Origin of the sequence: Pseudomonas sp. CM25 (genome assembly GCF_013179705.1) — a bacterium.
Classification (GTDB): domain Bacteria; phylum Pseudomonadota; class Gammaproteobacteria; order Pseudomonadales; family Pseudomonadaceae; genus Aquipseudomonas.
Map to the genome: position 1 here is coordinate 1 of NZ_JABMCW010000046.1, position 25020 is coordinate 25020.

Consider the following 25020-nt stretch of genomic DNA (forward strand, 5'->3'; position numbering starts at 1 on the left):
CTGGGACACCGTGCGGCTGTTCTCGCCGATCAGCATGAACACCGTGCCCAACACCACCTCGCGGCCGTTTTCGGTTGCCGCGCCCGAACGCAGTTCCTCGCCCAGGCCAACCTGGGCGACATGGCTGACGCGGATCGGGGTGCCGTCGACGCTGGAGATGACGATGTTGGCGATGTCCTCGGCGGAGGCCACCTGCCCGGGCGCACGGATCAGCAACTGTTCGCCGTTGCGCTCGACGTAGCCGGCGCCGACGTTCCCGTTGTTGCGCTCCAGCGCCGTGATCAGATCGTTCAGGGTGAGTTTGTAGGCGGCCAGGCGCTTGGGCTCCGGCGCAATCAGGTACTGCTTGGCATGGCCGCCGATGCTGTTGACTTCGGCCACCCCCGGCACATTGCGCAGCTGCGGCTTGATGATCCAGTCCTGGATCACCCGCAGGTCGGTCAGGGTGTAAGGGCTACCGTCATCCTTCAGCGCCCCCTCCTCGGCCTCCACAGTCCACAGGAAAATCTCGCCCAGCCCGGTAGAGATCGGCCCCAGGCCAGCCTGGATGCCATCGGGCAACTGCTCGCGGGCCACTTGCAGGCGCTCGTTGACCAGCTGGCGGGCGAAGAACAGGTCGGTATCGTCATCGAAGATGACCGTAACCTGCGACAAACCGGAGCGCGACAACGAGCGGGTCTGCTGCAGCCCGGGCAGGCCGGCCATGGCGGTCTCGATGGCGAAGGTGATGCGCTGCTCGGTCTCCAGCGGCGAATAGCCGGGGGCGGCGGTGTTGATCTGTACCTGGACGTTGGTGATGTCGGGTACGGCGTCGATCGGCAGCTTCTGGTAACTGTGGATACCCACCGCGGCCATCAGGACCACGGCCAGCATCACCACCAGGCGCTGCTCGATGGCGAATTGGATCAGGCGTTCGAACATGCAGGTGTCCCCGTGATCAATGACTGTGCTGGGCCGAGCCCTTGCCCAGCTCGGACTTGAGGACAAAGCTGCCGGCAGCGGCTACCCGGTTGCCGGCGGCCAGGCCGCTGGTGATTTCCACCTGCCCACCGTCGCGGCGGCCAGTGGTTACCGGGCGCGCTTCGAAACCTTCCTCGGTGCGGGCAAACACCACGGTCTGCTCCTCCCAGGTCTGCAGGGCGCTTTCCGGCACCGCGACGGCGGCATTGAAGCGCTCGACGCTGACCGCGACATTGACGAACAGCCCGGGGCGCCAGGCGCCGTTGGGGTTGGCCAGGGTAGCGCGCACGGTGGCAGCGCGGTTCTGCTCGCCGAGCAGGCTGCCGACGTAGTTGACCTTGCCTTCGACCTGGGCGCCCAGGTCCGGGGCGCTGACCGTGACATGCCGGCCAGTCACAACCTTGTCCAGGTCACGCGGGGCCACGGCGAACGTGGCCCATACCCGGCTCAGGTCGGACAGGGTGAAGGCGTTGCTGGTCTCATCGACCACCTCGCCCACGGTCAGGTGCTTTTCCACCACCACCGCATCGAAGGGCGCCCGCAGTTCATAGCGGTTGCCAGCGCCGGCCGGGCCCACGGCGGCGACCTTCTGCCGGGCGTTGGCCAAGGCGATCTCGGCCTCTTGCACTACCTGGCGAGCCTGCAGGTAATCCTGTTCGGCGCTGATGCGCTCCTGCCACAGCTGCTGCTCGCGGCGCAAGGTCAGCCGCGCCAGTTCCAGGCGGCGCTGGGCGGCCTGTTGCTCGCTGCGCAGGTCGGAGATCTGCTGGCTGGCGATCACCGCCAGTACCTGGCCGCGCTTGACTGCCTGGCCCAGCTCCGCCTGTACCGCCTCGACCACCCCCGGCACGCGCGGTACAACATGGGCGGTGCGGTCCTCATCGAAGCGTATTTCACCGGGGAAGCTGATGGCGCTCGCCAACTCACGGGGTCCGGCGGTGGCCAGCTGCACACCGGCGGCGTTTATCTGCGCGATGGACAGGTGCAGCTTGCCCTCTTCTTCGGCATGACCTGCTTCGGCCTGGTCTTGGCCATGGCCGTGGCCGTCTTCGCCATGCTCGTCATGGCGGGCTTCAGCATTCGACGCCTGGCCGAGGTTGCCGGTCCAGGCCAGGCCACCGACGCCCAGCACGGCCATCGCGGCGACCAATAGCGCTATCTTGGATGGGTTAGTCATTGTTGCTCCTGCTGTTCGGGTGTTTGCTCAAGCCATCAAGGGCGCCGTAGATGCGCTCGACCTGCGCCCGCGCGTCAGTCGCCGAGGCCAGGGCCTCGAGGTAAAGCCCGCGGGCCTGGATCAGGGTGCGTTGGGCATCGAGCACGTCGAGGAAGGCGAATTTGCCCATCTCGAAACCACGGGTAGCGGTGTCCACCGCCTGCTGCGCAGCAGGCAGGATGGTGCCGTCATAGGCGTCCACCTCCTGCATCGCCGTGTCCCACTGGCTGAGCGCGCTACGGGTTTCACTGCGCAGGCGCAATTCCACGGCATTGCGCAGGTCACGTGCCTGGTCGGCGCGGCGCGCAGCGGCCAGCACGTTGCCCTGGTTGCGGTCGAACAGCGGCAGCGGCATGGACAGGCCGAGCACGTTGACCCGCTCGCGGTCCTCACGGCTGTACTGGCTGCCAAGGCTGACGGTGAGGTTGGGAATGCGCTGGGCCTTTTCCGACCCCAGGGACGCGTCACCGCGCTCAACCTGGGCAGCGGCCAGGCGCCATTCGACTGTTTGCTCGATGCGGTCCAGCAAAGCATCGGCGTTCGGCGCCACGCCAGGCGAGAGGCTGCTGGCCTGCAACTGGTCGAAGCCTGCCAGCGGGCTGCCGGTCAACCGTGCCAGAACCTGGTAGGCAACGCGGCGCTGGCTTTGCGCACGGCGCACTTCGGCCTGGGCCTGGGCCAGCTGCACCTGGGCACGGGTGGTTTCCACGGGCGCTGACTGGCCGGCGGTCACCCTCCCCTGCACTACCCGCAGCCCGCGCTCGGTCACCGCCAGCGACTGCTGCGCCAGCTCCAGCGCAGTCTGTGCCCGCAACGCCGCATGGAAGGCCTGCACCACGTCGGCATGCAGGCCATTGCGCTGGCGCTCCAGGTCGAGCTGGGCAATGGCCTGGCCGGCACCGGCCACGGCGATACGCGCGCCGCGCTTGCCGCCCAGTTCCAGCGGCTGGCTGAGTGTGACGGTGGTGGTGCTGGTGTCGCGGCGGGTGTCCTCGACCTCCCACGCCAGCTCGGGGTTGGGCAGCAAACCGGCCTGGCGCCGCTCACCGTCGGCAATGCCGATTTCCCGGCTGGCAGCGGCCAGCTCCGGGTTTTGGGCAAAGGCGGCAGCCAGCGCCTGGGGCAGGCTCAGGCTCTGGCTAGCCTGGGCGCTGTGGGCACCGAACAGCAGCAGGCAGAGCAAGGCGATCTTGCGGGGGATGGGCACGGACAGGTCCTCGACGGCGAGCGGTGGCGAGGGACTTTAGGGAAGGGTGGTTATCGGGGTGGTGGCGGCAGAATTACAATTTTGTAATGCCCCGGGGTGTTCGCCTTGACACATTCAGCGCCTATGAGACCGAGCGCCGCGCGGGCGGCGCTCGGTCTCATAGGCGCTGAATGTGTCAAGGCAAACCAGTCCGATAATCGCCCACTTTCCCCACCCGAAGCACCAGCCTAATTGACGGAACTAACCAGTCAGTACAAAACTAGGCGCAACCAACAACAAAAAGTGATGCCCCTCATGAAGCCACTTATTCTCGTGCTCAACGGCCCTAACCTGAACATGCTGGGCACCCGCGAGCCTGCCCAATACGGCCGCGAAACCCTGGCCGACCTGGCCCAGGGCTGCGCCGATACTGCCCAAGCCCACGACCTGGAACTCGAATTCCGCCAGACCAACCACGAAGGCGAACTGATCGACTGGATCCACGCAGCCCGGGGCCGCTGCGCCGGTATCGTGATCAACCCGGGCGCCTGGACCCACACCTCGGTGGCCATCCGCGACGCCCTGGTGGCCAGCGAAGTACCGGTTATCGAAGTGCACCTGTCCAACGTGCACAAGCGCGAACCGTTCCGCCACTTGTCGTTCGTATCGTCCATTGCCGTAGGCGTGATCTGCGGGCTGGGCAGCCATGGCTACCGCATGGCTATCAGCCACTTCGCCGGGCTGTTCCAGGAGCGCACGGCATGAGCCAGCAAGCCATCCTCGCGGGCCTGATCGGCCGCGGCATCCAGCTGTCGCGCACCCCGGCCCTGCATGAACATGAAGGCGATGCCCAGGCCCTGCGCTACCTGTACCGGCTGATCGACGCCGACCAGCTGCAACTGGATGACAGCGCCCTGCCCGGCCTGCTGGATGCCGCGCAGCGCACCGGCTTTACCGGGCTGAACATCACCTACCCGTTCAAACAGACCATCCTGCCACTGCTCGACGAACTGTCGGACGAAGCGCGTGGCATCGGCGCGGTGAATACCGTGGTGCTCAAGGACGGCAAGCGGGTTGGCCACAACACCGACTGCCTGGGCTTTGCCGAAGGCTTGCGCCGCGGCCTGCCCGATGTGGCGCGGCGCCGGGTGGTGCAGATGGGCGCCGGTGGCGCCGGCTCGGCGGTGGCCCATGCGTTGCTGGGTGAAGGGGTCGAGCAGTTGGTACTGTTCGAGGTTGACACGGCCCGGGCGCAGGCCCTGGTGGACAACCTCAATGCCCATTTCGGCGCTGGGCGCGCCGTGGTCGGCAGCGACCTGGCCAGCGCCTTGGCCGAGGCGGACGGGCTGGTCAACACCACGCCGGTGGGCATGGCCAAGCTGCCGGGTACGCCGCTACCGGTGCAGCTGCTGCACGCGCGCTTGTGGGTGGCGGAAATCATCTACTTCCCGCTGGAGACCGAGCTGCTGCGCGCTGCCCGGGCACTGGGTTGCCGCACGCTGGATGGCAGCAACATGGCGGTGTTCCAGGCGGTGAAGGCGTTCGAGCTGTTCAGCGGGCGCCAGGCGGATGCGGCGCGGATGCAAGCGCATTTCGCCAGCTTCAGCTGAACAGGCCAGCTTCAAAGCGATGTACCAGGCATGTCCTGCAACAACACCCGCGGCGGAACTGGCGGGCCATGCTGCAGGTCATCCCTTACATGCGCACATCCATGAAGATCTACGTAGCCCTCGCCATCCTGGCCCTGATCGCCGCTGCAGGCCTGCTCGGCTCGCCGTGGATGAACCAGCGCTTCCACATGCCCGCCGAAAAAAACCAGGCCCAGCAACGCGAAACGGCCGGGTCCACAAGGGAGCCGGCCGTTTCGAGAAGCGAGTGACGCTTAGTGCTGCTTGCCAGAACGAATCTGGTGCACCACACCCATCGCCACCACGATCGCCGCAGCGATACCGGTAGAGATCACCAGGATCTGGTAGTCAGGCATGAAGGCCATGGTCACCAGGGCCGCCACGATGAACGCGATCACCAGGTAGGTCAGCCACGGGAACAGCCACATCTTCAGGCGCACTTCCTTGCCTTCGGCAATCAGCTTGCGGCGCATGCGCAGCTGCGAGAAGGCAATCACCAGGTACACCAGCAAAGCGATCATGCCAGTGGTGTTCATCAGGGTATCCAGCACGTCTTTCGGGCGCAGGGTTTCGCTGAAGTTGATCAGCGCACAGACCACGGCCACGGCGCACGAGCCGATGATCGCGTACACCGGTACACCAGTGCCGGCGCGGGTGATCTTGAAGAACGACGGCGCATCGCCACGCTGGGCCAGGGAGAACAGCATGCGCGAAGCGGTGTAGTGGCCCGAGATCAGGCAGCTGCTCACCGAGGTCAGCACCACGAAGTTCATCAGCAGCTCGGCATACGGCACGCCCAGCAGTTCCAGGGTACGGCGGTACGCACCATAGCCGGAAACGCCCAGGTGCGGGTCATTCCACGGTACCAGGCAGACGATCAGGAAGATCGAGCCGACGTAGAACAGGCACACACGCCATACCACCGAATTGGTGGCCTTGACGATCTGGGCCGCCGGGTCCTTGGCTTCGGAAGCGGCGATGGTGACGATTTCCGCACCGAGGAAGGCAAACATCACCCCGAGCAAGGCACCAATCACGGTGCTGATGCCGTTGGGCATGAAGCCTTCGGCAGTGAGGTGGGTGATGCCACGTACTTCGCCGAACTGCCAGACGTTGGTGACCGCAGCGGTACACACGATCAGGAAGCAGACGATCGCGATCACCTTGATCAAGGCGAACCAGAACTCGAACTCACCGTAGTGCTTGACGTTGAAGAAGTTGACGGTGATCAGCAACAGGGTCGTGGCCAGCACGAACACGTTGACGCTGACGTCCGGGAAGAAGCCATGCAGGATCTTGCCCGCCACATAGGCTTCCCAGGCCATGAGGATGACCCAGTACCACCAGTACAGCCAGCCGATGGTGAAACCGGCCCAGCGGCCGATGGCGCGGTCGGCGTAGGTGGAGAACGAGCCTGTGTCCGGCGAGGAAGTCGCCATTTCGCCGAGCATGCGCATGATCAGCACCACCAGGATGCCGCCTGCCAGGTAGGCCAGGACAGCGGCTGGGCCGGCGCTGTGGATCACGCTGCCGGAACCGACGAACAAGGCGCCGCCAATAACCCCGGCGATCGACATCATCGTCAGGTGGCGCGACTTCAGCGAGGCACTGAGCTTGCTCTCGTGCCCGCTTTTCGCGGTGGTGGTTGTGGATGTTGCGTCCATCAGTTGTGTACCCCGTGCTTCTTTTTATCCAAGGAAAACTGTAAAACCCCGATGGCTGGCGGTTTCACCTGTACATCAGTGCTAATGCGGGCAGGATGGTGTGAACAAACACACGCAGGCCATCCGTGGCGGCCTGCTGACGCGCCCCGGTTGTTGCGCCCGGAGCTAACTGAACATGCTTTATGTGGCGATATCCGACACCTAATGTAAAAATGTCTGACGCAGAGAGCCATGCACAGTGGCATGAATCTCGCACTGCACTGTACAGGTCGCCCATGCAGTACACCCTGCAAACGCCTGGCGATACGCACCCTGAAGGCCACGAATGCTCGAATTACATCCAGACTCCTCGACCCCTTTGGTCAACCAGATCATCGACGGGCTGCGCGAGCTGATCGACAACCAGACCCTCAAGCCAGGCGCCAAGGTGCCGTCCATCCGCGCCTTTGCCGCGACCTATTCGGTGAGCACCTTTACCGTGGTCGAGGCCTACGACCGCCTGGTTGCCCAGGGTCTGCTGGTAAGCCGTGGCAATGCGGGGTTCTTCGTCAACCGCGCAGCGAGCGAAATGCTGGAGCAGCACAACGCTGAAGCCGACACCAGCCGACCCACGTTCAACTCCGAGTGGTACCTGCAACAGATCTTTGAAATCCGCCAGTTGCCGTTCAAACCAGGGTGCGGCTGGTTGCCCAACGACTGGATGTACGAAGACGGCTTGCGCCGCGGCCTGCGCCAGGTGGCCGGCAGCCCGCTGGAGCTGTCGGGCTACGGCGACCCCATGGGCCTGCAGGAGCTGCGCGCACTGACCGCGCAAAACCTGCAGCAGGATCTGTCGATCGTCGCCAACCCGGCGCAACTTATGCTCACCCACGGCGCCAGCCAGGCCCTGGACCTGGCTGCGCGCACGCTGGTACGCCCGGGTGATGTGGTGCTGGTGGACGACCCCGGCTACCCCAACCTGATGAGCATCCTGCGCACCCAGGGCGCGACCCTGGTCGGTGTGCCACGCACGCCGGCCGGCTACGACCTGAACCAGCTGGAGCAGTTGCTCACCCACCACCGCCCGACCGCGTTCTTCACCCAACCGCACCTGCACAGCCCGACCTGCTCGCGCACCCCGCTGCCGCAACTGCACCGGCTGCTGCAGCTGGCCAGCCAGCATGGCTTCCGCCTGGTGGAAAACAACCTGTACGCCGACATGATTGCCGAACCGCAGCCGTGCCTGGCCAGCCTCGACCACCTGCAGCAGGTGGTCTACGTGGGCAGCTACTCGAAAAGCATTTCGCCCAACGTGCGGGTCGGCTACATGCTCGCCAACCCGGAGCTGATGCAGAAACTGCTGCACCTGAAGATGCGCTCGGGCCTGACCACCTCGCAGGTGATGGAGCGCGTGGTGTATGCCGCAATCATCGACGGCCGCTGGCGCAAGCATCTCAAACGCCTGCGCCAGCGCTTGGCCGAGGCGCACCAGGAAGTCGGCCGGCATCTGCATCGATTGGGCTTCGAACTGTTCACCGAGTCGGATGAAGGCATGTACATCTGGACCCGCCACCCGGCCATCCTGGACAGCGCGGCGCTGCTGGATGATGCGCTGGAGAAAGGCATCATGCTTGGGCCTGGGCAGTTGTTCATGGTCGATGCCAAGGCCACCGGGTGGATGCGGTTCAATGTGGCGTTCAGCACCGATCCTGCGATGTGGGAGTTGCTGGAAAAGGTGTTTGTGAAGCATGTGCGCCGGGGTGGAATGTAGTTCGCCATTACCTTTTCAGCGCCGGTGAGATCGAGCGCCGCGCGGGCCCTCAATGGAGGGCACATCCATTCATGCTCGAACAGAAATACACGTTCAAAGATGCTTTATAGGGATTAGCCATGATCACGCCGGCAGCCGCATCGAGCTGCCGGCCCGCTGAACTTACTGCCAATCCACCTTGTCAGCAAAAAACGCCCGCGCATTCGCCTCCAGGCTCTCAAGGTGATACCCCCCCTCCTGTACAATCAGGCAAGGCAACCGCAACGCCCGAATCCGCTCACCCAATGCAGCAAACCCCTCAGTCGTCACCGCCACCTTGCTCTGCGGGTCCAGTTCGTAGATATCGAACCCCAACGACAACACCAGCACCTCGGCACCAAAATCCTTCACCGCAGCCAGCGCAACCTCCAACTGCGCCATGAAGTCCTGTTCGCCCGCCCCATGTGCCATGGGCAGGTTGAGGTTGTACCCCTCCCCCTCACCGCTGCCGCGCTCATCCTCAAACCCGGCCACACCTGGGTAAAAATTAGTCGGGTCGCCATGCACCGACACATACAGCACATCGCGGCGATCGTAGAAAATCTCCTGAATCCCTTGCCCGTGGTGCATGTCGGTATCGAGCACCGCCACGCGGCTGAAACGGCTGCGCAGGGCCTGGGCGGCCACGGCTGCGTTGTTGATGTAGCAGAAGCCACCTGCTGCATCGAACCGCGCATGGTGCCCCGGCGGTCGGCACAGGGCATAGGCAGCAGGTTCGCCCTCGACAATGGCCTTGGCGCCAGCCACTGCGCTCTGCGCCGACCAGTAGGCCGAGCGCCAGGTATGTTCACCGACGGGGCAACTGCCATCGGCCAGGTAGCGCCCGGCCTGGGCAAGAATGCCACGCAGGGCGTTGGGCTCGCGCACGAAAATGTTGGACATGACCTCGTCGCCCCAGTCCTCCGGTATTTCCTTCCAGCGCGCATGAGCTTCTTCGAGGAAAGCGAGATAGGCCTCGCCATGCACCGCCTTGAGCGGATCAAGGCCGGCATCCTCGGGCCGGCAAATATCGAAGCCCAGATCCTTGGCCGCCTGCAGCAGGCGCTGGGCGCGCTCGGGGACTTCCTGCGGGGTGCGCATGGCGCCGCGCGAATAGTAGCTGCGCGGGTGGTGCAGCAGCTGTTCGGGGTGGAAATAGCAACGCATCAGGCTTCTCCTTGATCGACACGGCCAGCGCGGGCCAGCACGGCATTGAGCAGTACATCGGCACCCTTGCGGGCGTCCTCAGGTAATACATCCTCCGCTTCGTTGTGACTCAAACCGCCGACGCAGGGGATGAACACCATCGCGGTCGGGCAGTAGCGGGCCAGCAGGATGGCGTCGTGGCCGGCGCCGCTGACGATCGACTGCTGGGGGTAGCCAAGGCCGTCCACCGCCCGCTGCACGGCGGCCACGCAATCGCCGTCGAACGGGGTGGCCGGGCTGACCCAATGGCGCTCGATGCGCACCTGCAGGCCGCGCTGGCTGGCGATGGCTTGCAGCTTCAGGGCCAGGTCGCGCTCCATCGCCTCAATGGCTTCATCACGGTGGTGGCGCAGGTCGACGGTGAACTGCAGCAAGCCGGGGATGGTATTGCGCGACGACTTGGCGATAGACAGTTCCCCCACGGTGGTGAGGCCTTCCGGGGCAAAGTCGGCTGCCAGTTGCTCAACCGTCTGGATCATGCGCGCTGCGCCATACAAAGCATCCTTGCGCAGTGGCATCGGCGTGGTACCAGCGTGCGCCGCCATGCCTTCGACGGTCACGTCCAGCCAGCGGATCGCCTGGCCGCCGCTGACCACGCCGATGGCCTTGGCATTGTCCTCAAGGATCGGGCCTTGCTCGATGTGCGCTTCAAAATAGGCATCCACCCGGCCACCCAAAGGACGCTGGCCGGCGTAACCGGTGCGTTGCAGCTCGTCGGCGACGCTGATGCCATCGGCGTCGCGGATGGCCAGCGCTTCGTCCAGCGCCAGGCTCCCGGTGAACACCGCCGAGCCGAACATGGCCGGGGTGAAGCGGGCGCCCTCTTCATTGGTCCACACGGCGATTTCCAGCGGCTTGCGGGTATGGATGCCCAGGTCATTGAGGCGGCGTACCACCTCCAGTCCTGCCAGTACACCATAGACGCCGTCGAAACGGCCGCCTTCGGGTTGGGTGTCGAGGTGGCTGCCGATCATTACCGGCGCCGCCTGTGGGTCACTGCCAGCGCGGCGAGCGAACAGGTTGCCGATCGCATCCACGCTCAGCGTGAGGCCGGCTTCGCGGCACCAGTGACAGAACAGTTCACGGCCGGCCTTGTCCTCGTCGCTGAGGGCCAGTCGGCAACTGCCACCACGGGCGGTAGCGCCGATTTCGGCCATGGCCATCAGGCTCGCCCACAGGCGTTCGCCATTGCTTTTCAACATGTGCGGGTACTCCAGAATAAAGCGCTTCAATCAAGCGAGTTCCAGGCGCTGGCTGCGGGCGTACTGGCGCGACAGGGCAAGCACGCATACCAGCGAAATGGTGGCGATCAAGGTGTAGAAGGCAGCCATGGGCCACCACTGGCCGCTGAAGGTGTGGGCCAGCCAGGTGCCGATCAGCGGGGTCAGGCCACCGGCGATGGCACCGCAGATCTGATACGCCAGGGAAATAGCGGTGTAGCGCACGCGGGTTTCGAACATGCCGCTGACATAGCCGGCAATCACCGCGTAGAACGAAGCCATGCACGCTGCGGCAAGGGCGATGCCGAGCACGATCAGCGGGCCTTGGCCAGAGCTGACCAGCACGAACATCGGGTATGGCGAGGCCATCGCCAGCAGCGCGACCAGGGCCAAAAAGCGCGTGGCCCCGATCTTTTCCGACAACCAGGCGGCCAGCGGCTGTACGCAGAACTGAATGACCGCCACGAAGAACAGGCATTCCAGGATCAGCGAGCGCTCCAGGTGCAGTTGCTGGGTGGTGTAGCTGATCATGAAGGTGTTGGTGAAGTAGACCCCGGCAATGCCCAGGGTGTTGGCACCGATGCACAGCAGCAGCGGGCGCCAGGCCGTGCGCAGCACTTCGAAGACCGGCGCCTGCTCCTTGCGTTGGGCCTTTTCCGCCTGCTGGCGGCTGGCGATGAACTCGGGGGACTCATTCACCCCCAGGCGGATCGCCAGGCCCACCAGCAGCAACAGCGCGCTCGCCAGGAACGGCACTCGCCAGCCCCAGCTCATCAAGTCTGCCTCCGGCAGGCGGGTCACCGCGCCAAAGGCCAGCAGCGACAGGATCAAGCCAGCCGGGCTGCCCAGCTGGGCGAACGAGGCGAAGAAATTGCGCCGCCCCTTGGGCGCATGCTCGCCGGCCATCAGCACCGCCCCACCCCACTCGCCCCCCACGGCGATGCCCTGGACGATGCGCAGAATGATCAGCAGCACCGGGGCCATGGCGCCGATCTGCGCGTAGGTCGGCAGCAGGCCGATGCACACGGTGACGATGCCCATCATCAGTAGCGTGATGACCAGCGACTTCTTGCGCCCGATCCGGTCGCCCACATGGCCGAAGATAATCCCACCCAATGGCCGGGCGAAAAAGCCCACGGCAAAGGTGCCGAAGGCGGCCATGGTGCTGAACAGGCTGTCGTCGGAAGGGAAGAACAGTGCGCCGAACACCAGTGCGGCAGCGGTGGCATAGATGTAGAAGTCATACCATTCGATCATGGTGCCGATGAACGCGGCGGCGGCGGCACGGCGCGGCTGGGGGGACGTGGTGGGCTGCATGAGGGCTCCTTTGCTTGTTGTTCTGGCAGGAGTTGTCGGGATCACGGTGTCGCTCTGCTGGCGCTTGCACTGCGATTTATCGGCCCAGGGCTATGATTAGTCAATTTTCTATTTATTATTTGCACTATTAGCCATGCTTATCATAGAGCCCTGCCATGCCTGACCGCCTGCTCAACGACCGCCTCGACTGGAACCTGCTGCGCACCTTCCGGGTGATCGGCCAGGAGCTGTCCATCAGCCGCGCCGCCGCCCGCCTGCACCTCACCCAGCCAGCGGTGAGCCAGGCGCTCAAGCGCCTGGAAGAACAGCTCGGGCGCCAGCTGATCGCCCGCCGTGGGCCGCGCTTCGTCCTGACGGAAATGGGCGAGCAACTGTTCCTGCTGGCGGGCGAGGTGTATGGGCAGATGTCGCAGATCGGCGGGTTGCTGGAAGAACCAGCGGACGAACTGGTAGGCAAGGTACGCCTGCTGATGATCAGCCGCATCGTCGACGAACGCTTCGACGACTTTCTCGCCGGGTTCCATCGCCAGCACCCGCGGGTGGAGTTGGAGATTGACGTGATGCGCAGCTCAGACATCGTCGCCGCCCTGCAGGAGAAGACCGCCACGGCGGGCCTGAGCCTCAGCCGGCGTACGCAGCCAAGGCTGGAACAACGGCTGTTCCTGCGCCAGCGTTATGCGTTTTTCTGTGGCAAGCACCATGCCTTGTTCGGCCAGGCAGAAGGCGATCTGCAGCGGGAGAACTTCGTCAGTTTCACCAGTGACCAGATTGGCGGCATGTTGTCGCCGCTGACCATATTCCGGGACCAGCAGGGGTTTGCCGGGCGGATCGTGGCGTCATCGCCGAGCCTTGAGGAAGTGCGTCGGCTGGTGATTGCCGGATTTGGCATCGGCTGCCTGCCCGAACATGTGGTGGCCCCGGATGTCGAGGCAGGCTTGCTGTGGAAGCTGCCGCCGCAGGAGGGGATTGCCGATGTGGACATTCATCTGTTGTGGAACAGGGACCAGCGGTTCAGCCGCGCAGAGGAGGTGTTCATCGAGGCGCTGCGACAGTTGCATGACGGTTCAGGCCCGGAAAACAGGTGACAAAGCTGACTTAAGCGCCACTACATCGCCACCAAGCATTTCTGCCAGTAGCCCCACGACCTGATGCGGCTCACCATCGCCTCAGGTACTCAAGAGGCTGCTGCGAATGGACTGGCTGATCTTGTTTCATCTGGCAAGCTACGGCGCCGCGCTGGTCATCATCGCCGCCTTTGCACTTATCTACGCGGCTCGCTCGCAGTTCATGCCCTACCACGCTGCAGTGATCGAACGCCCTTGGCATACCCTCGACGCCCCGCTGCAATTTCTGCTGCTAGCCCTGATACGCCTGCTCGGCTGGGGATGGCTGGCGATCGCCTGCGCCGGGTTGGTGATGCTCTACCAGCTGTTCGTGCTGCGTGTCCCCTTACCGCTGCTGGTGCTGCTACAAGCCTATTGCCTGCTGGCGATCACCCCGATCATCGCGGTGACCAGCCAGGTAAAACGTCGTACCAATGGATCACCCCCAGTCATGGTCGGTTGGGTCACCATGATGCTGTGCTGGTTGGGCTTTTTGTTCGGGCTGCTGGCCCGGGCTTGTGCATAGGCGGAGCGCCTCATGAAAAACAACTTGTTCTGGAAAACCATGGAAGGGCTGCGCCCGCTGCCCAATGTCGCCCAGTTGCTTGGTTGGAAGCTAGTGAATCACGAGCAGCGCACTCGCGAGATTTTCGTAGAGTTTGACGCCTCAAGCGCGTTGACGAACCCGGTCGGCAAAATCCAGGGCGGCATGCTGACCGCCATGCTTGACGATTGCATGGGTCCCGCTATCTACGCCTTGCTCGAACAGCACGAAATCGCCCTGACGACAAAAATGGCGACGTGCTTCCTTCGACCCGCCTCGCCTGGCCGAATTACGGGTATTGGCAAGCTGCAGAGACGGTGCGGTGACACTTGCTACACGAGAGGCGAACTCAAAGACAGCATGGGCCGAACCCTGGCAACCGCGACCGCTCGTTACAAGATCATTGACCTGGCGCCACGCAACTCCGTTGAAGCTTGACGCCACAACTTGGATCCCTTCCCCTGAAAGGTTATGCTCGCACAATAGCCAAAAGCCATCAGTGGCAAGCTTGGCGCCTGCACTCAAGGACGAGCCCTCTTGCCCAGCCACCCGACCCGCCACACGATCGCCCGCCAGTGGCAGTTGCTCAAATTGTTGCCCGGCCGCCACCCGGGCATGAGTTCCACGCAGCTGCAGGCTGCACTGACAACCGTGGGCCACACCACCAGCAAACGCACCGTCGAGCGCGACCTGGTCGAGCTCGCGGCGCTGTTCCCGCTGCAATGCAACAGCAAGGGCATGCCCTACGGCTGGCATTGGCAGCCAGGCCTGAGCCTGGGCGAAGCGCGGCAGCTGCAACCCGATGTACTTGCGCCCCCAGTGCAGGTTCAGCTGCACGCCTGGGTCGACGACGGGCTGGCGCGGCGCCTGCAAGCGCAGCCACTGTCTGCAGACATGCAACTGAGCGCGCAAGCGGGCGGTGGCGCCACGCTGGTCGCCACTGTCAATGACAACCGGGCGCTGATGGGCTGGCTGCTGTCCCAGGCCGGCTCGATCCGGGTGCAGGCCCCGCAGGCGCTGCGCACGGCCATGCTGGAGCAGTTGCGCCACAGCCTGGCACTGCATGATGGGGGCGGTTGACCCCTCACAAAGTGATTGCCCTCGGGTGGCACCTTGCGCTGCGAAGAGGCCGGTACAGACAAAACAGTTGTAGCGCTGCTACTGGCCTCTCGCAGCAACAGGCTGCGCCTACAGGCGGCGCGCCTGGTGCGGGGTACGGCGCGCCACACAGGCGTAGGCCAAGCCGAGCAGGCCCAGCGTCAACATGCCCAGCAGTATCAGCAGCTCACGGCTGTAACGGGCGACCATGGCGGGGAGCCCGGTGAACTCGCGGTACACCTGCACATCCGCAACACCATCGGCGTGGCTGATGCTGACCCCGCCCTGGCGGATCTGCGAGTAGTCTGCGTCGAAGTACACCCAAACCTTGCACGCCCCGCCAGGTTCGATGCCGGGGATGTCCACCTGCGCAGTGGCGGCCTCGACAATGGTGTCGTTGCCAGCGGCATCACGCACCTGCACCAGGCCCTTGGCCGGCAGGCGGATCCTGACCTCGCGTACCGGCGCGTCGCCACTGTTGCGCAGTTCGATCAGCAACCCGGTGCGGTGGTCGACCAGGCCGGCCTCGAAAGGCTTGGCAAACAGCTGGGCATAGGGTGCCTGGGCCATTTCAACCAGCCGCTCGACCTGGTCGTGGCTCAGCTCGCCTTGGCCAATGTTGTTGATACGGCCCTGCAACTGCTCGTACTTGAGCTGCTCGCTGGCCTTGCTGATCCGCTCGCTGAACTGGCTGGGGTAGGTGAGGTAGGCATAGGTCAGTGACGCCTCCAGGCGCGGGTTGCCCCTGAAAATCGCGTAGGCGGCCAACAGCACTACCAGGCCAATCAGCGCGGCTACGAGGAGTTTCCCCACCTTGTCCCAGCTCAATGCAAACATCCTTCTGTGGTGATACAGACAATTCAACCGGCCCAAGGGTGCCAAGTTAGCGGCCCCCAGGCAAGCCTACGCGGAGAGTAGGACGCTGCCTGCCCCACTACAATGACCAATGGGGTGAAAAGGCCTACTTTCGGAAATGGACCACAAGAAGACTGTAAAGGGGCTGGTGACCACCGATCTGCCGCTTGACCGCCTCCCGACAGTGGCGGACGATCAACCTCCCCCACCCAAGGACGAACACCATGCTACGCATACTGGGCAGAGCCTCTTCCATCAATGTGCGAAAAGTCCTGTGGGCCTGCGCCGAATTCGAGGTTGCGTTCGAGCGCGAAGATTGGGGCATAGGCTTCAAGAGCCCGGACAGCGTCGAGTTCCTTGCCCTGAACCCCAACGCCATGATCCCGGTGATCCAGGACGGCGACTTCACCTTGTGGGAATCCAACAGCATCATCCGCTACCTGGCCAATCGCTACGGCGCCACCGCGTTCTACCCCGTCGAGGCGCAGGCGCGGGCCAAGGTCGACCAGTGGATCGACTGGCAGGCCTCGGACCTGAACCGTTCCTGGAGCTACGCGTTCATGTCGCTGGTCAGGCATTCGCCCGCCCACCAGGACCCGCAGGCACTCGCCGCCGGCTGCGCCGACTGGTCGCGCTACATGCACATTCTCGACCGCCAGCTGGCCAGTACCGGCGCCTATGTGGCGGGCAACGAGTTCACCCTGGCCGATATCCCTATCGGCCTAGCGGTCAACCGCTGGTTCGAAACGCCCTTTGAGCACCCCCAGTTGCCGGCGGTGCGCGACTATTACGAGCGCCTGAGCGAACGTCCGGCCTACCACCTGCATGGCCGCAACGGTACACCTTGACCAGGGAGGGTTGACAGGTGCTTGCCACAACATATGCAGCGCCTGTCAGCCCTGCCGCGATTGCCTATGCACTCACCCGCGAACACCGGCCAACCCGCTACCAGCCACCCCCCGCCCACGCCAGGCAAACACCAGCACCATCAGCAAACCCAGCGCCGCCATCGCCGCCCCCGCCAGGGAGATCGCCGGGTAGCCCAATCCCGCATTGATTACTGCCCCACCCAGCGCCGCGCCAATTGCATTGCCCAGGTTGAACGCACCAATGTTCACTGCCGAGGCCAGGTTGGGCGCATCCTTGGCCGCCTCCATCACACGCATCTGCAGCGGTGGCACCAGGGCAAAGCTGGCAGCGCCCCAGACCAGTACCGCCAGCGCCGTGGGCAGCGCCCAGTCCATCACCAGCGGAAACACCAGCAACACGGCAATCAGCACGGCCAGCGACAGCATCAGCGTGCGGTCGACAGAACGGTCGGCCGCTTTGCCACCCCACATGTTGCCCAAGGTCAGGCCAATACCGAACAACACCAGCATTACCGTGATGAAGGTGGTGGAGGCAGCTGCCTCGCTGTGCAGGATCGGCGCGATGTAGGTGAACACCGTGAACATCGCACTCGAGCCCACCACCGTCAGCGACAGTGCTGCCAGCACTGGCCCGCGCAGCAACACGCGGATTTCCGCCATGGCCCCGTCACCCTTGGGCAACGCCACATCGGGCAGCGCGTACCACAGCGTGGTCATCGCCACCAGGCCCAGCCCGGCGATACCCCAGAACGCTGTGCGCCAGCCGAGCATTTCACCAAACCAGGTCGCCAGCGGCACGCCACCAATGGTGGCCAGGGTCAGCCCCATGAACATCGCCGCAACGGCCCCGGCACGCTTCTGCGGCGCAACCACACTGGCCGCGACAATCGAACCGATGCCAAAGAACGCACCGTGGTTGAGTGAGGTGACCACCCGGGCGACCAGCAAGCTGGTGTAGTCGCTGGCCAGCGCCGACATCAGGTTGCCCAGGGTGAAAATGGCCATCAGCCCGATCAGCAGGTAACGCCGCGGGATCTTCACCGTGGCCAAGGTCATCAACGGTGCACCAATCAGCACACCAAGCGCATAGGCACTGACCAGCAGGCCGGCGGCGGGGATGGAGACGCCAAGGTCGGTGGCGATATTGGGCAACATGCCCATGGGGGCGAACTCGGTGACACCAATGCCGAAGGCACCGATGGCGAGCGCGACCAAGGGGGGATTGATACGCATGGCAAAGCTCCTTATCTATGCCGCGAATGCTACGATCCACGGCTAAAGTGCACTAGACCGTGTTGCTGCGAATCACCTTTGCTTGCGAGGCACAAATGGACTTCAGCGGAAGATCCGGAGAAATGGAGATTTTTGCCAGGGTGGCGCAAGAAGGCAGCCTGTCTGCCGCCGCCCGGGCCCTTGGCCTGACGCCGTCGGCAGTCAGCCGCATCATCGCCCGCACCGAACAGCGGCTGGGCACCCGCCTGCTGCTGCGAACAACCCGCGCACTCACCCTCACCCCCGAAGGCGAGGCCTACCTGCGCGGGGCACGGCGGGTGTTGGCCGACCTGCTCGAAGTGGAACAGGCCATCACCGACCAGGGCGTGCCACGCGGGCGCCTGCGGGTCAGCGCGGCGCTGGGCCATGCACGGCTGACCGTGGTGCCATTGCTGGCGGCGTTCAGCGCGCGTTACCCGCAAGTGCTGGTCGACCTGACCCTGAGCGACGAAGTGGCAGACATTCTCGGCGGCCAGGCCGACGTGGCGCTGCGTTTCGGCCACCTGCCGGACAGCTCGTTGACCGCGCGAGCCTTTGGCGAGACCGGCCAGGCGATCGTCGCCTCGCCCGAGTACCTGCAGCGCTGTGGTACCCCCGTAGTGCCCGAAGACCTGGCCCGGCACAACTGCCTGCGCTTCAACTTCCGCCGCGCCGAACCCGACTGGCCGTTCCGCCGCGATGGCCACGTGTTCTCGTTGAAGGTGACGGGCAATATCCAATGCAGCAGCGGCGAAGCCCTGGCGCAGCTGGCCAGGCTTGGCGCCGGCATAGCACGCATCGGCACCTTCACCGTGGCCGATGACCTGGCCAGCGGGCGGCTGGTACCGTTGCTGGAAGCGTACAACCCTGGCGACCGCGAGCCGATCCATGCGGTGTTCGTCGGCGGCCCGGCGATGCCGGCGCGCGTACGGGTGTTCGTGGATTTTCTGCTGCAGCATCATCAACAGGGCTCGACATTCACCGAGCATGACAAATGAAAAAGCAGGTAGCGGGTCAATTGGAGTAACTAGCCCAACATGAGCGACACTGATACTCACGTGCCAACAGATAGCGCACCACGCCCGGCTTGAACGACGCGTACACTTGCCTTCAGCGCAGCTTCAGGAGTTTCCGCATGCCCTACCCCATCGAACAGAAACTGGTCATCGGCGTGGCTTCGAGTGCGCTGTTCGACCTCACCGTTTCCGACGATATCTACACGACCGAAGGCGTCGAGGCTTATCGGAAGCATCAGGAGCAGAACCTTGACGAGCCGTTCCCCAAAGGCGTGGCGTTCCCGTTCATTCGCCGCTTTCTGAGCATCAACAAGGCCTTCCCCGAGCAGTTGCCGGTGGAAGTGGTGCTGCTGTCGCGCAACTCGCCGGAAACCGGTTTGCGGGTGTTCCGCTCCATCAATCACTACCAGCTGGATATCACCCGCGCAGCGTTCATGTCGGGCCGCTCGCCCTACGAATACATTCCGGCGTTCAATGCCTCGCTGTTTCTCAGCGCCAACGAAGAGGATGTGCAGAAAGCCATCGACGCCAACTACCCGGCAGGAAGGGTGTTGCCAACCCACATCTACGATGACGAGATCGACACCGAATTGCGGGTGGCCTTCGACTTCGATGGCGTGATTGCCGACGACGAGGCCGAGAGCGTGTTCAAACGCAACGACAACCTGGATGATTTTCAGGAACACGAACGCGTCCACAAGGGCATCCCGCATACGCCAGGGCCGTTGGCGGACCTGTACCGCAAGCTTTCGCTGATACGCATGCTCGAAGACCGCAAGCTGGCCGAAGACCCGGCGTACAAGCGGATTCTGCGGATTGCCATCGTGACGGCGCGCAACGCCCCTTCGCATGAGCGCGTGGTGACCACGCTGAAGGATTGGGGCGTGTCGCCAGATGAGTGCTTCTTCCTGGGTGGGATGGAAAAGCCCAGGGTGCTGTCGATCCTCAAGCCCCATGTGTTTTTCGACGATCAGCGCAGCCACCTGCAGTCACCGGCAGGGGACCTGCCGATGGTGCATGTACCGTTTGGGGTGGCGAACAGGCGGCACTCACCGCAAGCGCCTTGCCCCGAACACGATCAACCGCCGGTCGCACCTCACCTGCTAAAGAATGCACCCTGTCTGTAGGAGGTTGCCCAGCCTGGTGGGCCGCGCTGTCGCGCAGAGAACTGATGCCGGGCGCTCCGCGTACCCTGTGGGAGCGGGTTCAACCTCGAACACCGCCAAAGCCCAGTCTTAGCGGGCAATACTTTCGGTCGGCGCTGGCCCGACAGAGCGCTTGCGCTGCCCCAGCAAAGCCCGCGCTGCCACGGCCGCCACCACCAGGCCAGGTGACGCCGCCAGCAGCAAACCACCCACCCCGGCCCCCGCCGCCAGAATCTGCCCAGCCGCCAACGGCCCGGCCATGGAACCTAGCCGCCCTACCGCCACCGATGCGCCGACACCCGTGGCACGCACCTGGGTCGGGTACAAGGTAGGCGCCAGCGCATACAGCACCAGTTGCCCGCCGATGGCGCAATAGCCCGCAGTAAACCCGGCGAGCAGCATCAAGCCGAAACCGGTCGACAACCCCAGCCCCGCCAGCGACGCCAGCATCCCGGCATAGGCGATGAACACCGCCCGGCCGGCGTAGCCACGGTCCATCATGCGCCCGGTCAGGAACGAGCCGGCAGCGCCACCGAGGTTGAAGAGGATCTGCACCGCTCCCGCCTGCGGCCTGCTGTAGCCCTGCCCGATCAACAACGACGGCAACCAGTTCAGCAGCATGTACAGCACGGTGAGCGTGAAGAAACACGCCACCCACAGCAACAGGGTGCGGCTGACCTGCCCTGGCCCGAACAGCTGCGCCAGCATGCCATCAGCGCCAGCACTGGCAGCGGGCCGGGCGCGGAATGCCTGGGACTCCTTCAACCACAGCATCAGCACGAAGGCGATCGCAATCGGCGCGATACCCCCGACGTAGAACACCGTCCGCCAACCTTCGCCCAGCCCGGCCATGCCGATGACCGAAGCAATGGCCCCGCCCAGAGGCACACCACAATAGGTCAGGCTCACCGCGGTGCTGCGAAGACGGTCCGGCGCGGCTTCACTGGCCAGGGCGATCAGGATCGGCAAAGCCGCACCCAGGCCCAGCCCGGTCATCAGGCGCGCGATCAGCAACGTGTTGTAGCTTTCGGCATGGGCAGTGCCCAGGGAAAAACCACCGAACAACAGCACCGCCACGATCAGGATGACCTTGCGGCCCAGCCGATCGGCCAGCCAGCCACCGATGAACGCGCCCGGCAGCAGCCCGAGCAACCCGGCACTGAACACCCAGCCGAGCATGCCAGGCGTGAGCGCGAACTCCTTGGCCATGTGCGGTGCAGCAACACCGGTGGCCTGTAGGTCCAGGCCCTCCAGCAGCGCCACCAGAAAACACAGGCCGATGGTGAGCACCGGCTTGCTTGAAGATGAGGAAGAGTGACTCATGTGTGGCCCCTTTTGTTGTTATGGATCGGGAAATTCAAAGCCTGAAAGTGGCGCGCAAGGAGACGAATGAAGCATCCTCGCCGCCGGCCTCCTTGATGGCAGCGCCCACGTCGTAGTACTTGAGGTCGAGGTCCAGCGTCAGGTTGGGCGTGGCCAGCCAGCGGCTGTTGGCACGATAGATGGTGCCCACATGGCGGCCGGTGCCGCGGGTGTTGGCCAGCATGCTCATGCCGGGCATGTACACGCCGTCTTCTTCGCGCTGCTTCCAGACCTCGAGCACGCCCTGCTCGAAGCGAACCGTAGGCCAGGGCGAGAAGCCGAAGGTAGGCCCGACCACGATGACGTTGCTCAAGGTAGTCAGGCTGGCTTCGCCGTAGACCCCGTTACGTGGAAACAGCGGGTCGAAGGTACCGACCTTGCCGTCGCCTGGGTCGCTGTCGCCGCTGGCAGCATCGATGCGCATGCCCAGGCGGGGCTGCCAAGGGTGGGCGAAGGTGTAGCCGCTGTCGCTCGACACCGCCCAGGCGCGGATCGACGCACCGCCCAGGTGGCCCCCCTGCCCGGCCAGGTTCCAGCTCCAGTCCAGGGCCTGGTAGCGGCCGAACAGGCGCGTGCCGTAGGTGTAGCGCTGCTCGTCGCCAGCCTCGCCGGCCAGGCTGCGCTGGTCGGTTTCCAGGCCGAAGGCGAACAGGTCCAAGTTCCAGATGGCCGTCAACGGCAAGGTGCCGTACAGGCCATAGAACTTCACGGCGTTATTGCTGCCGTCATCCCAGCTGTCCTCACCGGTTTTCAGCGGCCTCACGGCAAAGGCATCGAGCTTGCGCCCGTCCTTGAGGTTGAGGCTGGCACGCACGCCATCGAAGCTGAGGCGGATGTTCGGCACGTCGCGGTAGGTAACGAACACCTGGTCGCCGAAGGCCATCTCCTGGCGGCCCACACGTGTGGTGTAGCGGCCATCGGCGAAGTCATGGTTGAAGTCGACGAACGCCTGGCGCAGTTCATTGCGCCCTTCATCGTTGGGTGAGTACAGGTCCTTGCCGAAGGCGCGGGTGTTTTCCACCTGCACGAAGGTGCGCAAAGCATCATCGAACAAGTGCAGGTCAGCGTGTGCCTGCAGCCGTTGCAGCAGATAGGAGTCGTCCTTCAGCCCGCGCAGGCCGAAGAACGGCCGGTTCATTGCATCGGCGCGATAACGCGCCTCGGCACCCAGCTGCAGCCAGGTCGACTCGGACAAACGGTGGTAGCGCAACCCATCGAACGGGTCGTCGACCTTGGCGGGGTCATCCAGAAAGCGATAGTCCTCGATCCAGCGCGGTGCCCCCGGCCGGCCAGGCCGGCTGTCTTCAAGCGGGCTGGCCGCGTACGCACACTGGCACAGCGATAGCAGTACAACGGGCATCAACGCCCGGTTCAACGGCCTCGTCATCAGAATTTCCCTTTACTTGTTTTTATAAAATTGGATAACTCTGTTAACGATTATTTTTGTTAATCATATTGCCGTCAATAGTCAACTGATGCCCGCAAGGGGCAAGCGCCATTAAACGTTCGCTGATCGAACGCTAATGAGCCAAACGGCTGCGAATCAGCCTGATTCACCGCTAGTATCTATCCTGCGCAGCGTCTGTTATGAACCTGCGCGACACGACTCACCTATTAAAACAACAAGAGCACCTTCATGAACTGCCTCAAACCCCTAGCCGCTCTCGGCTTGCTCATGCTAGGCGCCAGCCAGGCCATGGCTGCGCCAACCGTTAAACAACCGAACATTTTGCTTGTAGTCGCCGACGACCTGGGCTTTTCCGACCTGTCGGCGCTGGGCAGCGAAATCCGCACCCCGAACCTGGACAAGCTGCTGGCCGACGGCCGCCTGATGCTGGACTTCCACGCGGCGCCCAGCTGCTCCCCCACCCGGGCGATGCTGATGTCGGGCAATGACCCGCATATCTCCGGGCTGGGCATGATGGCCGAAGCACGCAAGCGCCTGCCCGCAGGTTCGGAGGTGCGCGCCGGCTATGAAGGCGTGCTCGGTGGCAATGTCGCCACCTTGGCCGAACTGCTGCACGACGCCGGCTACCGCACCTACATTTCCGGAAAATGGCACTTGGGCATGCAGCCCGCGCAACAACCGCAGAACCGCGGGTTCGACCAGGCCTACGTGCTGCTGGAAGGCGGCGCCGCGCACTTCAAGCAGGCCAACATGGACCTGCAATCGAACTACAGCGCAACGTTCCAGCACAACGGCAAGCCTGTCGAGCTACCCGACGACTTCTACTCCACCACCTGGTTCACCGACCGGCTTATCAGCGCCATCGACGAGGGCAAGGCCAGCGGCAAACCGTTCTTCGCCTTCGCCGCCTACACCGCGCCGCACTGGCCCCTGCAGGCACCAGACGCCTACCTTGCGCAATACCGCGGCCGCTACGACCAAGGCTACGAGGCCATTGCCCGTGAACGCCTGGAACGACAGCGCAAGGCCGGCCTGGTACCGGCAGACTACCCCCTGCAGCCGCAACTGGAGGGTGTGCCGGCCTGGGCCTCGCTGAGTGAACAGCAGAAGCAGCAGTCGGCCCGCACCATGGAGGTTTATGCGGCCATGGTAACGGCGCTGGATGCCGAAGTCGGGCGCCTGGTCGATCACCTGCGCAAAAGCGGTGAGCTGGACAACACCCTGATCCTGTTCATGTCCGACAATGGGCCGGAGAACGCGACCCGGGTCGACCCGAACTGGATCAAACAGCACTTCGACAACAGCCTGGACAACTACGGTCGCCGCGATTCGTTCTTGATGATCGGCTCGGCCTGGGCCCAGGTCAGCGCCCTGCCCAGCCGCCGCTACAAGATGACCACTTACCAGGGCGGCATCCGCGTGCCTGCGTTCGTGTATTACCCGGCAACCATCAAACCCGGGCGCAGCGAACAGCTGGCCAGTGTCCGGGATATCATGCCGACCTTGCTACAACTGGCCGGTGCGCCGATGCCAGGCATCAAGTACCGCGACCGCGATATCGTGCCGCCACAGGGCACCTCTGCGCTGAACTACCTGCAAGGCAACGACACGCGCATCCACGCCGAGGACGAAGCCCTGGGCTGGGAAATCAACGGCAGCGCCTCGCTGCGCAAGGGCCCGATGAAGCTATTGTGGGACGCCACCGACGGCCAGCCGGCCTGGCACCTGTATGACCTGCACAACGACCCCGGCGAACACCACGACATCGCCGCCGCACACCCTGAGCAGGTAACGCAGATGCTGCGGGACTGGAAGGCCTATGCCCAGCGCAGCAACATCGTCATCGACGCCGATGGCCGCCCTGCCAGCCCTGCCATACAGGCCCGCCAGGCCGTGGCCGGCAAGCAATGATCGCCCGGGTAGCCGGCTGCGCCCTGGTCGCCGCCGGCCTGCTCGTCGCCGGTTACAGTGCCTGGCCCGAGGCCCCGGCACCGGTGTTGCTGTGCGACGGCTACAGCGGCTTGCCAGCCGCACGGCAAGGTGCCTGGCGTGACGGCATGGTGCGCCTGCCGGGCGGCGGGTTCAGCTTTGGCTCGGACCGCTACTACGACGAGGAAGGCCCGGCCCATGCGGCGAAGGTGTCGGCTTTCTGGATCGATGTGCACCCGGTCACCAACGCGCAGTTCGCCCGCTTCGTGGCCGCC

Annotated in this window: 24 protein-coding genes; 13 read left to right on the plus strand and 11 right to left on the minus strand. The window is 64.2% G+C overall.

Going from position 1 to position 25020, the window contains the following annotated elements:
• The 3 genes from HP546_RS07645 to HP546_RS07655 form a co-directional block, all read right to left on the minus strand.
• Positions 1 to 921, minus strand: a 921-nt coding sequence (locus HP546_RS07645; RefSeq protein ID WP_172222018.1) for an efflux RND transporter permease subunit, incomplete at its 3' end; no start/stop codon positions are given.
• Between the two features lie 16 nt (positions 922 to 937).
• Complete coding sequence (locus tag HP546_RS07650) at positions 938 to 2137, minus strand: efflux RND transporter periplasmic adaptor subunit (protein ID WP_172222021.1); 1200 nt, start codon at positions 2135 to 2137, stop codon at positions 938 to 940.
• Positions 2130 to 3383: a TolC family protein gene (locus HP546_RS07655; protein WP_172222024.1), complete on the minus strand. Its 1254-nt coding sequence runs from the start codon at positions 3381 to 3383 to the stop codon at positions 2130 to 2132. Before HP546_RS07655 ends, HP546_RS07650 begins: the two co-directional genes overlap by 8 nt.
• A 294-nt stretch (positions 3384 to 3677) precedes the next feature.
• Here HP546_RS07655 and aroQ point away from each other — a divergent pair, with 294 nt between their 5' ends.
• The 3 genes from aroQ to HP546_RS07670 all read left to right on the plus strand — a co-directional run bounded on the left by aroQ (position 3678) and on the right by HP546_RS07670 (position 5241).
• Positions 3678 to 4127 carry a type II 3-dehydroquinate dehydratase gene (gene aroQ, locus HP546_RS07660; protein ID WP_172222027.1) on the plus strand — a complete coding sequence of 150 codons (450 nt, stop codon included), beginning with the start codon at positions 3678 to 3680 and terminating at the stop codon, positions 4125 to 4127.
• Positions 4124 to 4972, plus strand: coding sequence for a shikimate dehydrogenase (locus HP546_RS07665; RefSeq protein WP_172222030.1), 849 nt, complete (start codon positions 4124 to 4126; stop codon positions 4970 to 4972). Before aroQ ends, HP546_RS07665 begins: the two co-directional genes overlap by 4 nt.
• A gap of 89 nt (positions 4973 to 5061) precedes the next feature.
• Complete coding sequence (locus HP546_RS07670; RefSeq protein ID WP_172222103.1) at positions 5062 to 5241, plus strand: hypothetical protein; 180 nt, start codon at positions 5062 to 5064, stop codon at positions 5239 to 5241.
• A 3-nt stretch (positions 5242 to 5244) separates the two neighbouring features.
• On the opposite strand, the gene HP546_RS07675 is transcribed toward HP546_RS07670, so the two are convergent.
• A complete protein-coding gene (locus HP546_RS07675; protein ID WP_172222033.1) occupies positions 5245 to 6654 on the minus strand; it encodes an amino acid permease in 1410 nt (469 codons plus the stop codon).
• 325 nt (positions 6655 to 6979) lie between these two features.
• Here HP546_RS07675 and HP546_RS07680 point away from each other — a divergent pair, with 325 nt between their 5' ends.
• Positions 6980 to 8404, plus strand: coding sequence for a PLP-dependent aminotransferase family protein (locus tag HP546_RS07680; protein ID WP_172222036.1), 1425 nt, complete (start codon positions 6980 to 6982; stop codon positions 8402 to 8404).
• Between the two features lie 162 nt (positions 8405 to 8566).
• Here the strand turns inward: HP546_RS07680 and HP546_RS07685 are convergent, their stop codons facing one another.
• From HP546_RS07685 to HP546_RS07695, 3 genes are read right to left on the minus strand one after another with little or no spacing between them, the layout of a single operon-like run.
• Positions 8567 to 9589: a histone deacetylase family protein gene (locus HP546_RS07685; protein WP_172222039.1), complete on the minus strand. Its 1023-nt coding sequence runs from the start codon at positions 9587 to 9589 to the stop codon at positions 8567 to 8569.
• Positions 9589 to 10830: a Zn-dependent hydrolase gene (locus HP546_RS07690; RefSeq protein ID WP_172222042.1), complete on the minus strand. Its 1242-nt coding sequence runs from the start codon at positions 10828 to 10830 to the stop codon at positions 9589 to 9591. Before HP546_RS07690 ends, HP546_RS07685 begins: the two co-directional genes overlap by 1 nt.
• A 30-nt stretch (positions 10831 to 10860) precedes the next feature.
• Positions 10861 to 12165 carry an MFS transporter gene (locus tag HP546_RS07695; protein ID WP_172222045.1) on the minus strand — a complete coding sequence of 435 codons (1305 nt, stop codon included), beginning with the start codon at positions 12163 to 12165 and terminating at the stop codon, positions 10861 to 10863.
• 155 nt (positions 12166 to 12320) lie between these two features.
• Between HP546_RS07695 and HP546_RS07700 the strand changes: the two genes are divergently transcribed.
• The 4 genes from HP546_RS07700 (at position 12321) to HP546_RS07715 (ending at position 14892) form a co-directional block, all read left to right on the plus strand.
• On the plus strand, positions 12321 to 13250 hold the full coding sequence (locus tag HP546_RS07700) for a LysR family transcriptional regulator (RefSeq protein WP_172222048.1): 930 nt from the start codon (positions 12321 to 12323) through the stop codon (positions 13248 to 13250).
• A 106-nt stretch (positions 13251 to 13356) separates the two neighbouring features.
• Entirely contained in the window at positions 13357 to 13794 is a 438-nt protein-coding gene (locus HP546_RS07705; protein WP_172222051.1) for a hypothetical protein, read from the plus strand.
• Between the two features lie 12 nt (positions 13795 to 13806).
• A complete protein-coding gene (locus tag HP546_RS07710; protein WP_172222054.1) occupies positions 13807 to 14250 on the plus strand; it encodes a PaaI family thioesterase in 444 nt (147 codons plus the stop codon).
• 99 nt (positions 14251 to 14349) lie between these two features.
• Complete coding sequence (locus HP546_RS07715) at positions 14350 to 14892, plus strand: WYL domain-containing protein (protein WP_172222057.1); 543 nt, start codon at positions 14350 to 14352, stop codon at positions 14890 to 14892.
• Positions 14893 to 15000: 108 nt separating this feature from the next.
• Here HP546_RS07715 and HP546_RS07720 read toward each other — a convergent pair whose 3' ends face one another.
• Positions 15001 to 15738 carry a hypothetical protein gene (locus HP546_RS07720; RefSeq protein ID WP_172222060.1) on the minus strand — a complete coding sequence of 246 codons (738 nt, stop codon included), beginning with the start codon at positions 15736 to 15738 and terminating at the stop codon, positions 15001 to 15003.
• 251 nt (positions 15739 to 15989) lie between these two features.
• Between HP546_RS07720 and HP546_RS07725 the strand changes: the two genes are divergently transcribed.
• Positions 15990 to 16613 carry a glutathione S-transferase family protein gene (locus tag HP546_RS07725; protein WP_172222062.1) on the plus strand — a complete coding sequence of 208 codons (624 nt, stop codon included), beginning with the start codon at positions 15990 to 15992 and terminating at the stop codon, positions 16611 to 16613.
• Positions 16614 to 16685: 72 nt separating this feature from the next.
• Here HP546_RS07725 and HP546_RS07730 read toward each other — a convergent pair whose 3' ends face one another.
• Positions 16686 to 17867 (minus strand): MFS transporter, encoded by a 1182-nt coding sequence (locus tag HP546_RS07730; RefSeq protein WP_172222065.1) that lies wholly within the window; start codon positions 17865 to 17867, stop codon positions 16686 to 16688.
• A 95-nt stretch (positions 17868 to 17962) separates the two neighbouring features.
• On the opposite strand from HP546_RS07730, the gene HP546_RS07735 reads away from it, so the two are divergent.
• Both HP546_RS07735 and HP546_RS07740 read left to right on the plus strand, forming a co-directional pair.
• On the plus strand, positions 17963 to 18883 hold the full coding sequence (locus HP546_RS07735) for a LysR family transcriptional regulator (RefSeq protein ID WP_172222068.1): 921 nt from the start codon (positions 17963 to 17965) through the stop codon (positions 18881 to 18883).
• Positions 18884 to 19020: 137 nt separating this feature from the next.
• Complete coding sequence (locus HP546_RS07740) at positions 19021 to 20028, plus strand: 5'-nucleotidase (protein ID WP_172222071.1); 1008 nt, start codon at positions 19021 to 19023, stop codon at positions 20026 to 20028.
• A 108-nt stretch (positions 20029 to 20136) separates the two neighbouring features.
• On the opposite strand, the gene mhpT is transcribed toward HP546_RS07740, so the two are convergent.
• On the minus strand, positions 20137 to 21369 hold the full coding sequence (gene mhpT / locus HP546_RS07745) for a 3-(3-hydroxy-phenyl)propionate transporter MhpT (protein WP_172222074.1): 1233 nt from the start codon (positions 21367 to 21369) through the stop codon (positions 20137 to 20139).
• A gap of 34 nt (positions 21370 to 21403) precedes the next feature.
• Positions 21404 to 22795 carry an alginate export family protein gene (locus tag HP546_RS07750; protein ID WP_172222077.1) on the minus strand — a complete coding sequence of 464 codons (1392 nt, stop codon included), beginning with the start codon at positions 22793 to 22795 and terminating at the stop codon, positions 21404 to 21406.
• A 249-nt stretch (positions 22796 to 23044) separates the two neighbouring features.
• Here HP546_RS07750 and HP546_RS07755 point away from each other — a divergent pair, with 249 nt between their 5' ends.
• Positions 23045 to 24727 (plus strand): arylsulfatase, encoded by a 1683-nt coding sequence (locus HP546_RS07755; protein ID WP_172222080.1) that lies wholly within the window; start codon positions 23045 to 23047, stop codon positions 24725 to 24727.
• On the plus strand, positions 24724 to 25020 hold a 297-nt coding region (locus HP546_RS07760), incomplete at its 3' end, for an SUMF1/EgtB/PvdO family nonheme iron enzyme (protein WP_172222100.1). The genes HP546_RS07755 and HP546_RS07760, both read left to right, overlap by 4 nt.

What these genes read in the sequence shown, in the direction of transcription:
- mhpT (WP_172222074.1), bottom strand. Translation starts at nt 21,369, where the DNA reads ATGAGTCACTCTTCCTCATCTTCAAGCAAGCCGGTGCTCACCATCGGC.
- HP546_RS07725 (WP_172222062.1), top strand. Translation starts at nt 15,990, where the DNA reads ATGCTACGCATACTGGGCAGAGCCTCTTCCATCAATGTGCGAAAAGTC.
- HP546_RS07680 (WP_172222036.1), top strand. Translation starts at nt 6,980, where the DNA reads ATGCTCGAATTACATCCAGACTCCTCGACCCCTTTGGTCAACCAGATC.
- HP546_RS07710 (WP_172222054.1), top strand. Translation starts at nt 13,807, where the DNA reads ATGAAAAACAACTTGTTCTGGAAAACCATGGAAGGGCTGCGCCCGCTG.
- HP546_RS07650 (WP_172222021.1), bottom strand. Translation starts at nt 2,137, where the DNA reads ATGACTAACCCATCCAAGATAGCGCTATTGGTCGCCGCGATGGCCGTG.
- HP546_RS07755 (WP_172222080.1), top strand. Translation starts at nt 23,045, where the DNA reads ATGAACTGCCTCAAACCCCTAGCCGCTCTCGGCTTGCTCATGCTAGGC.
- HP546_RS07735 (WP_172222068.1), top strand. Translation starts at nt 17,963, where the DNA reads ATGGACTTCAGCGGAAGATCCGGAGAAATGGAGATTTTTGCCAGGGTG.
- HP546_RS07670 (WP_172222103.1), top strand. Translation starts at nt 5,062, where the DNA reads ATGCGCACATCCATGAAGATCTACGTAGCCCTCGCCATCCTGGCCCTG.
- HP546_RS07700 (WP_172222048.1), top strand. Translation starts at nt 12,321, where the DNA reads ATGCCTGACCGCCTGCTCAACGACCGCCTCGACTGGAACCTGCTGCGC.
- HP546_RS07675 (WP_172222033.1), bottom strand. Translation starts at nt 6,654, where the DNA reads ATGGACGCAACATCCACAACCACCACCGCGAAAAGCGGGCACGAGAGC.
- HP546_RS07750 (WP_172222077.1), bottom strand. Translation starts at nt 22,795, where the DNA reads ATGACGAGGCCGTTGAACCGGGCGTTGATGCCCGTTGTACTGCTATCG.
- HP546_RS07740 (WP_172222071.1), top strand. Translation starts at nt 19,021, where the DNA reads ATGCCCTACCCCATCGAACAGAAACTGGTCATCGGCGTGGCTTCGAGT.
- HP546_RS07705 (WP_172222051.1), top strand. Translation starts at nt 13,357, where the DNA reads ATGGACTGGCTGATCTTGTTTCATCTGGCAAGCTACGGCGCCGCGCTG.
- HP546_RS07730 (WP_172222065.1), bottom strand. Translation starts at nt 17,867, where the DNA reads ATGCGTATCAATCCCCCCTTGGTCGCGCTCGCCATCGGTGCCTTCGGC.
- HP546_RS07665 (WP_172222030.1), top strand. Translation starts at nt 4,124, where the DNA reads ATGAGCCAGCAAGCCATCCTCGCGGGCCTGATCGGCCGCGGCATCCAG.
- HP546_RS07690 (WP_172222042.1), bottom strand. Translation starts at nt 10,830, where the DNA reads ATGTTGAAAAGCAATGGCGAACGCCTGTGGGCGAGCCTGATGGCCATG.
- aroQ (WP_172222027.1), top strand. Translation starts at nt 3,678, where the DNA reads ATGAAGCCACTTATTCTCGTGCTCAACGGCCCTAACCTGAACATGCTG.
- HP546_RS07695 (WP_172222045.1), bottom strand. Translation starts at nt 12,165, where the DNA reads ATGCAGCCCACCACGTCCCCCCAGCCGCGCCGTGCCGCCGCCGCCGCG.
- HP546_RS07685 (WP_172222039.1), bottom strand. Translation starts at nt 9,589, where the DNA reads ATGCGTTGCTATTTCCACCCCGAACAGCTGCTGCACCACCCGCGCAGC.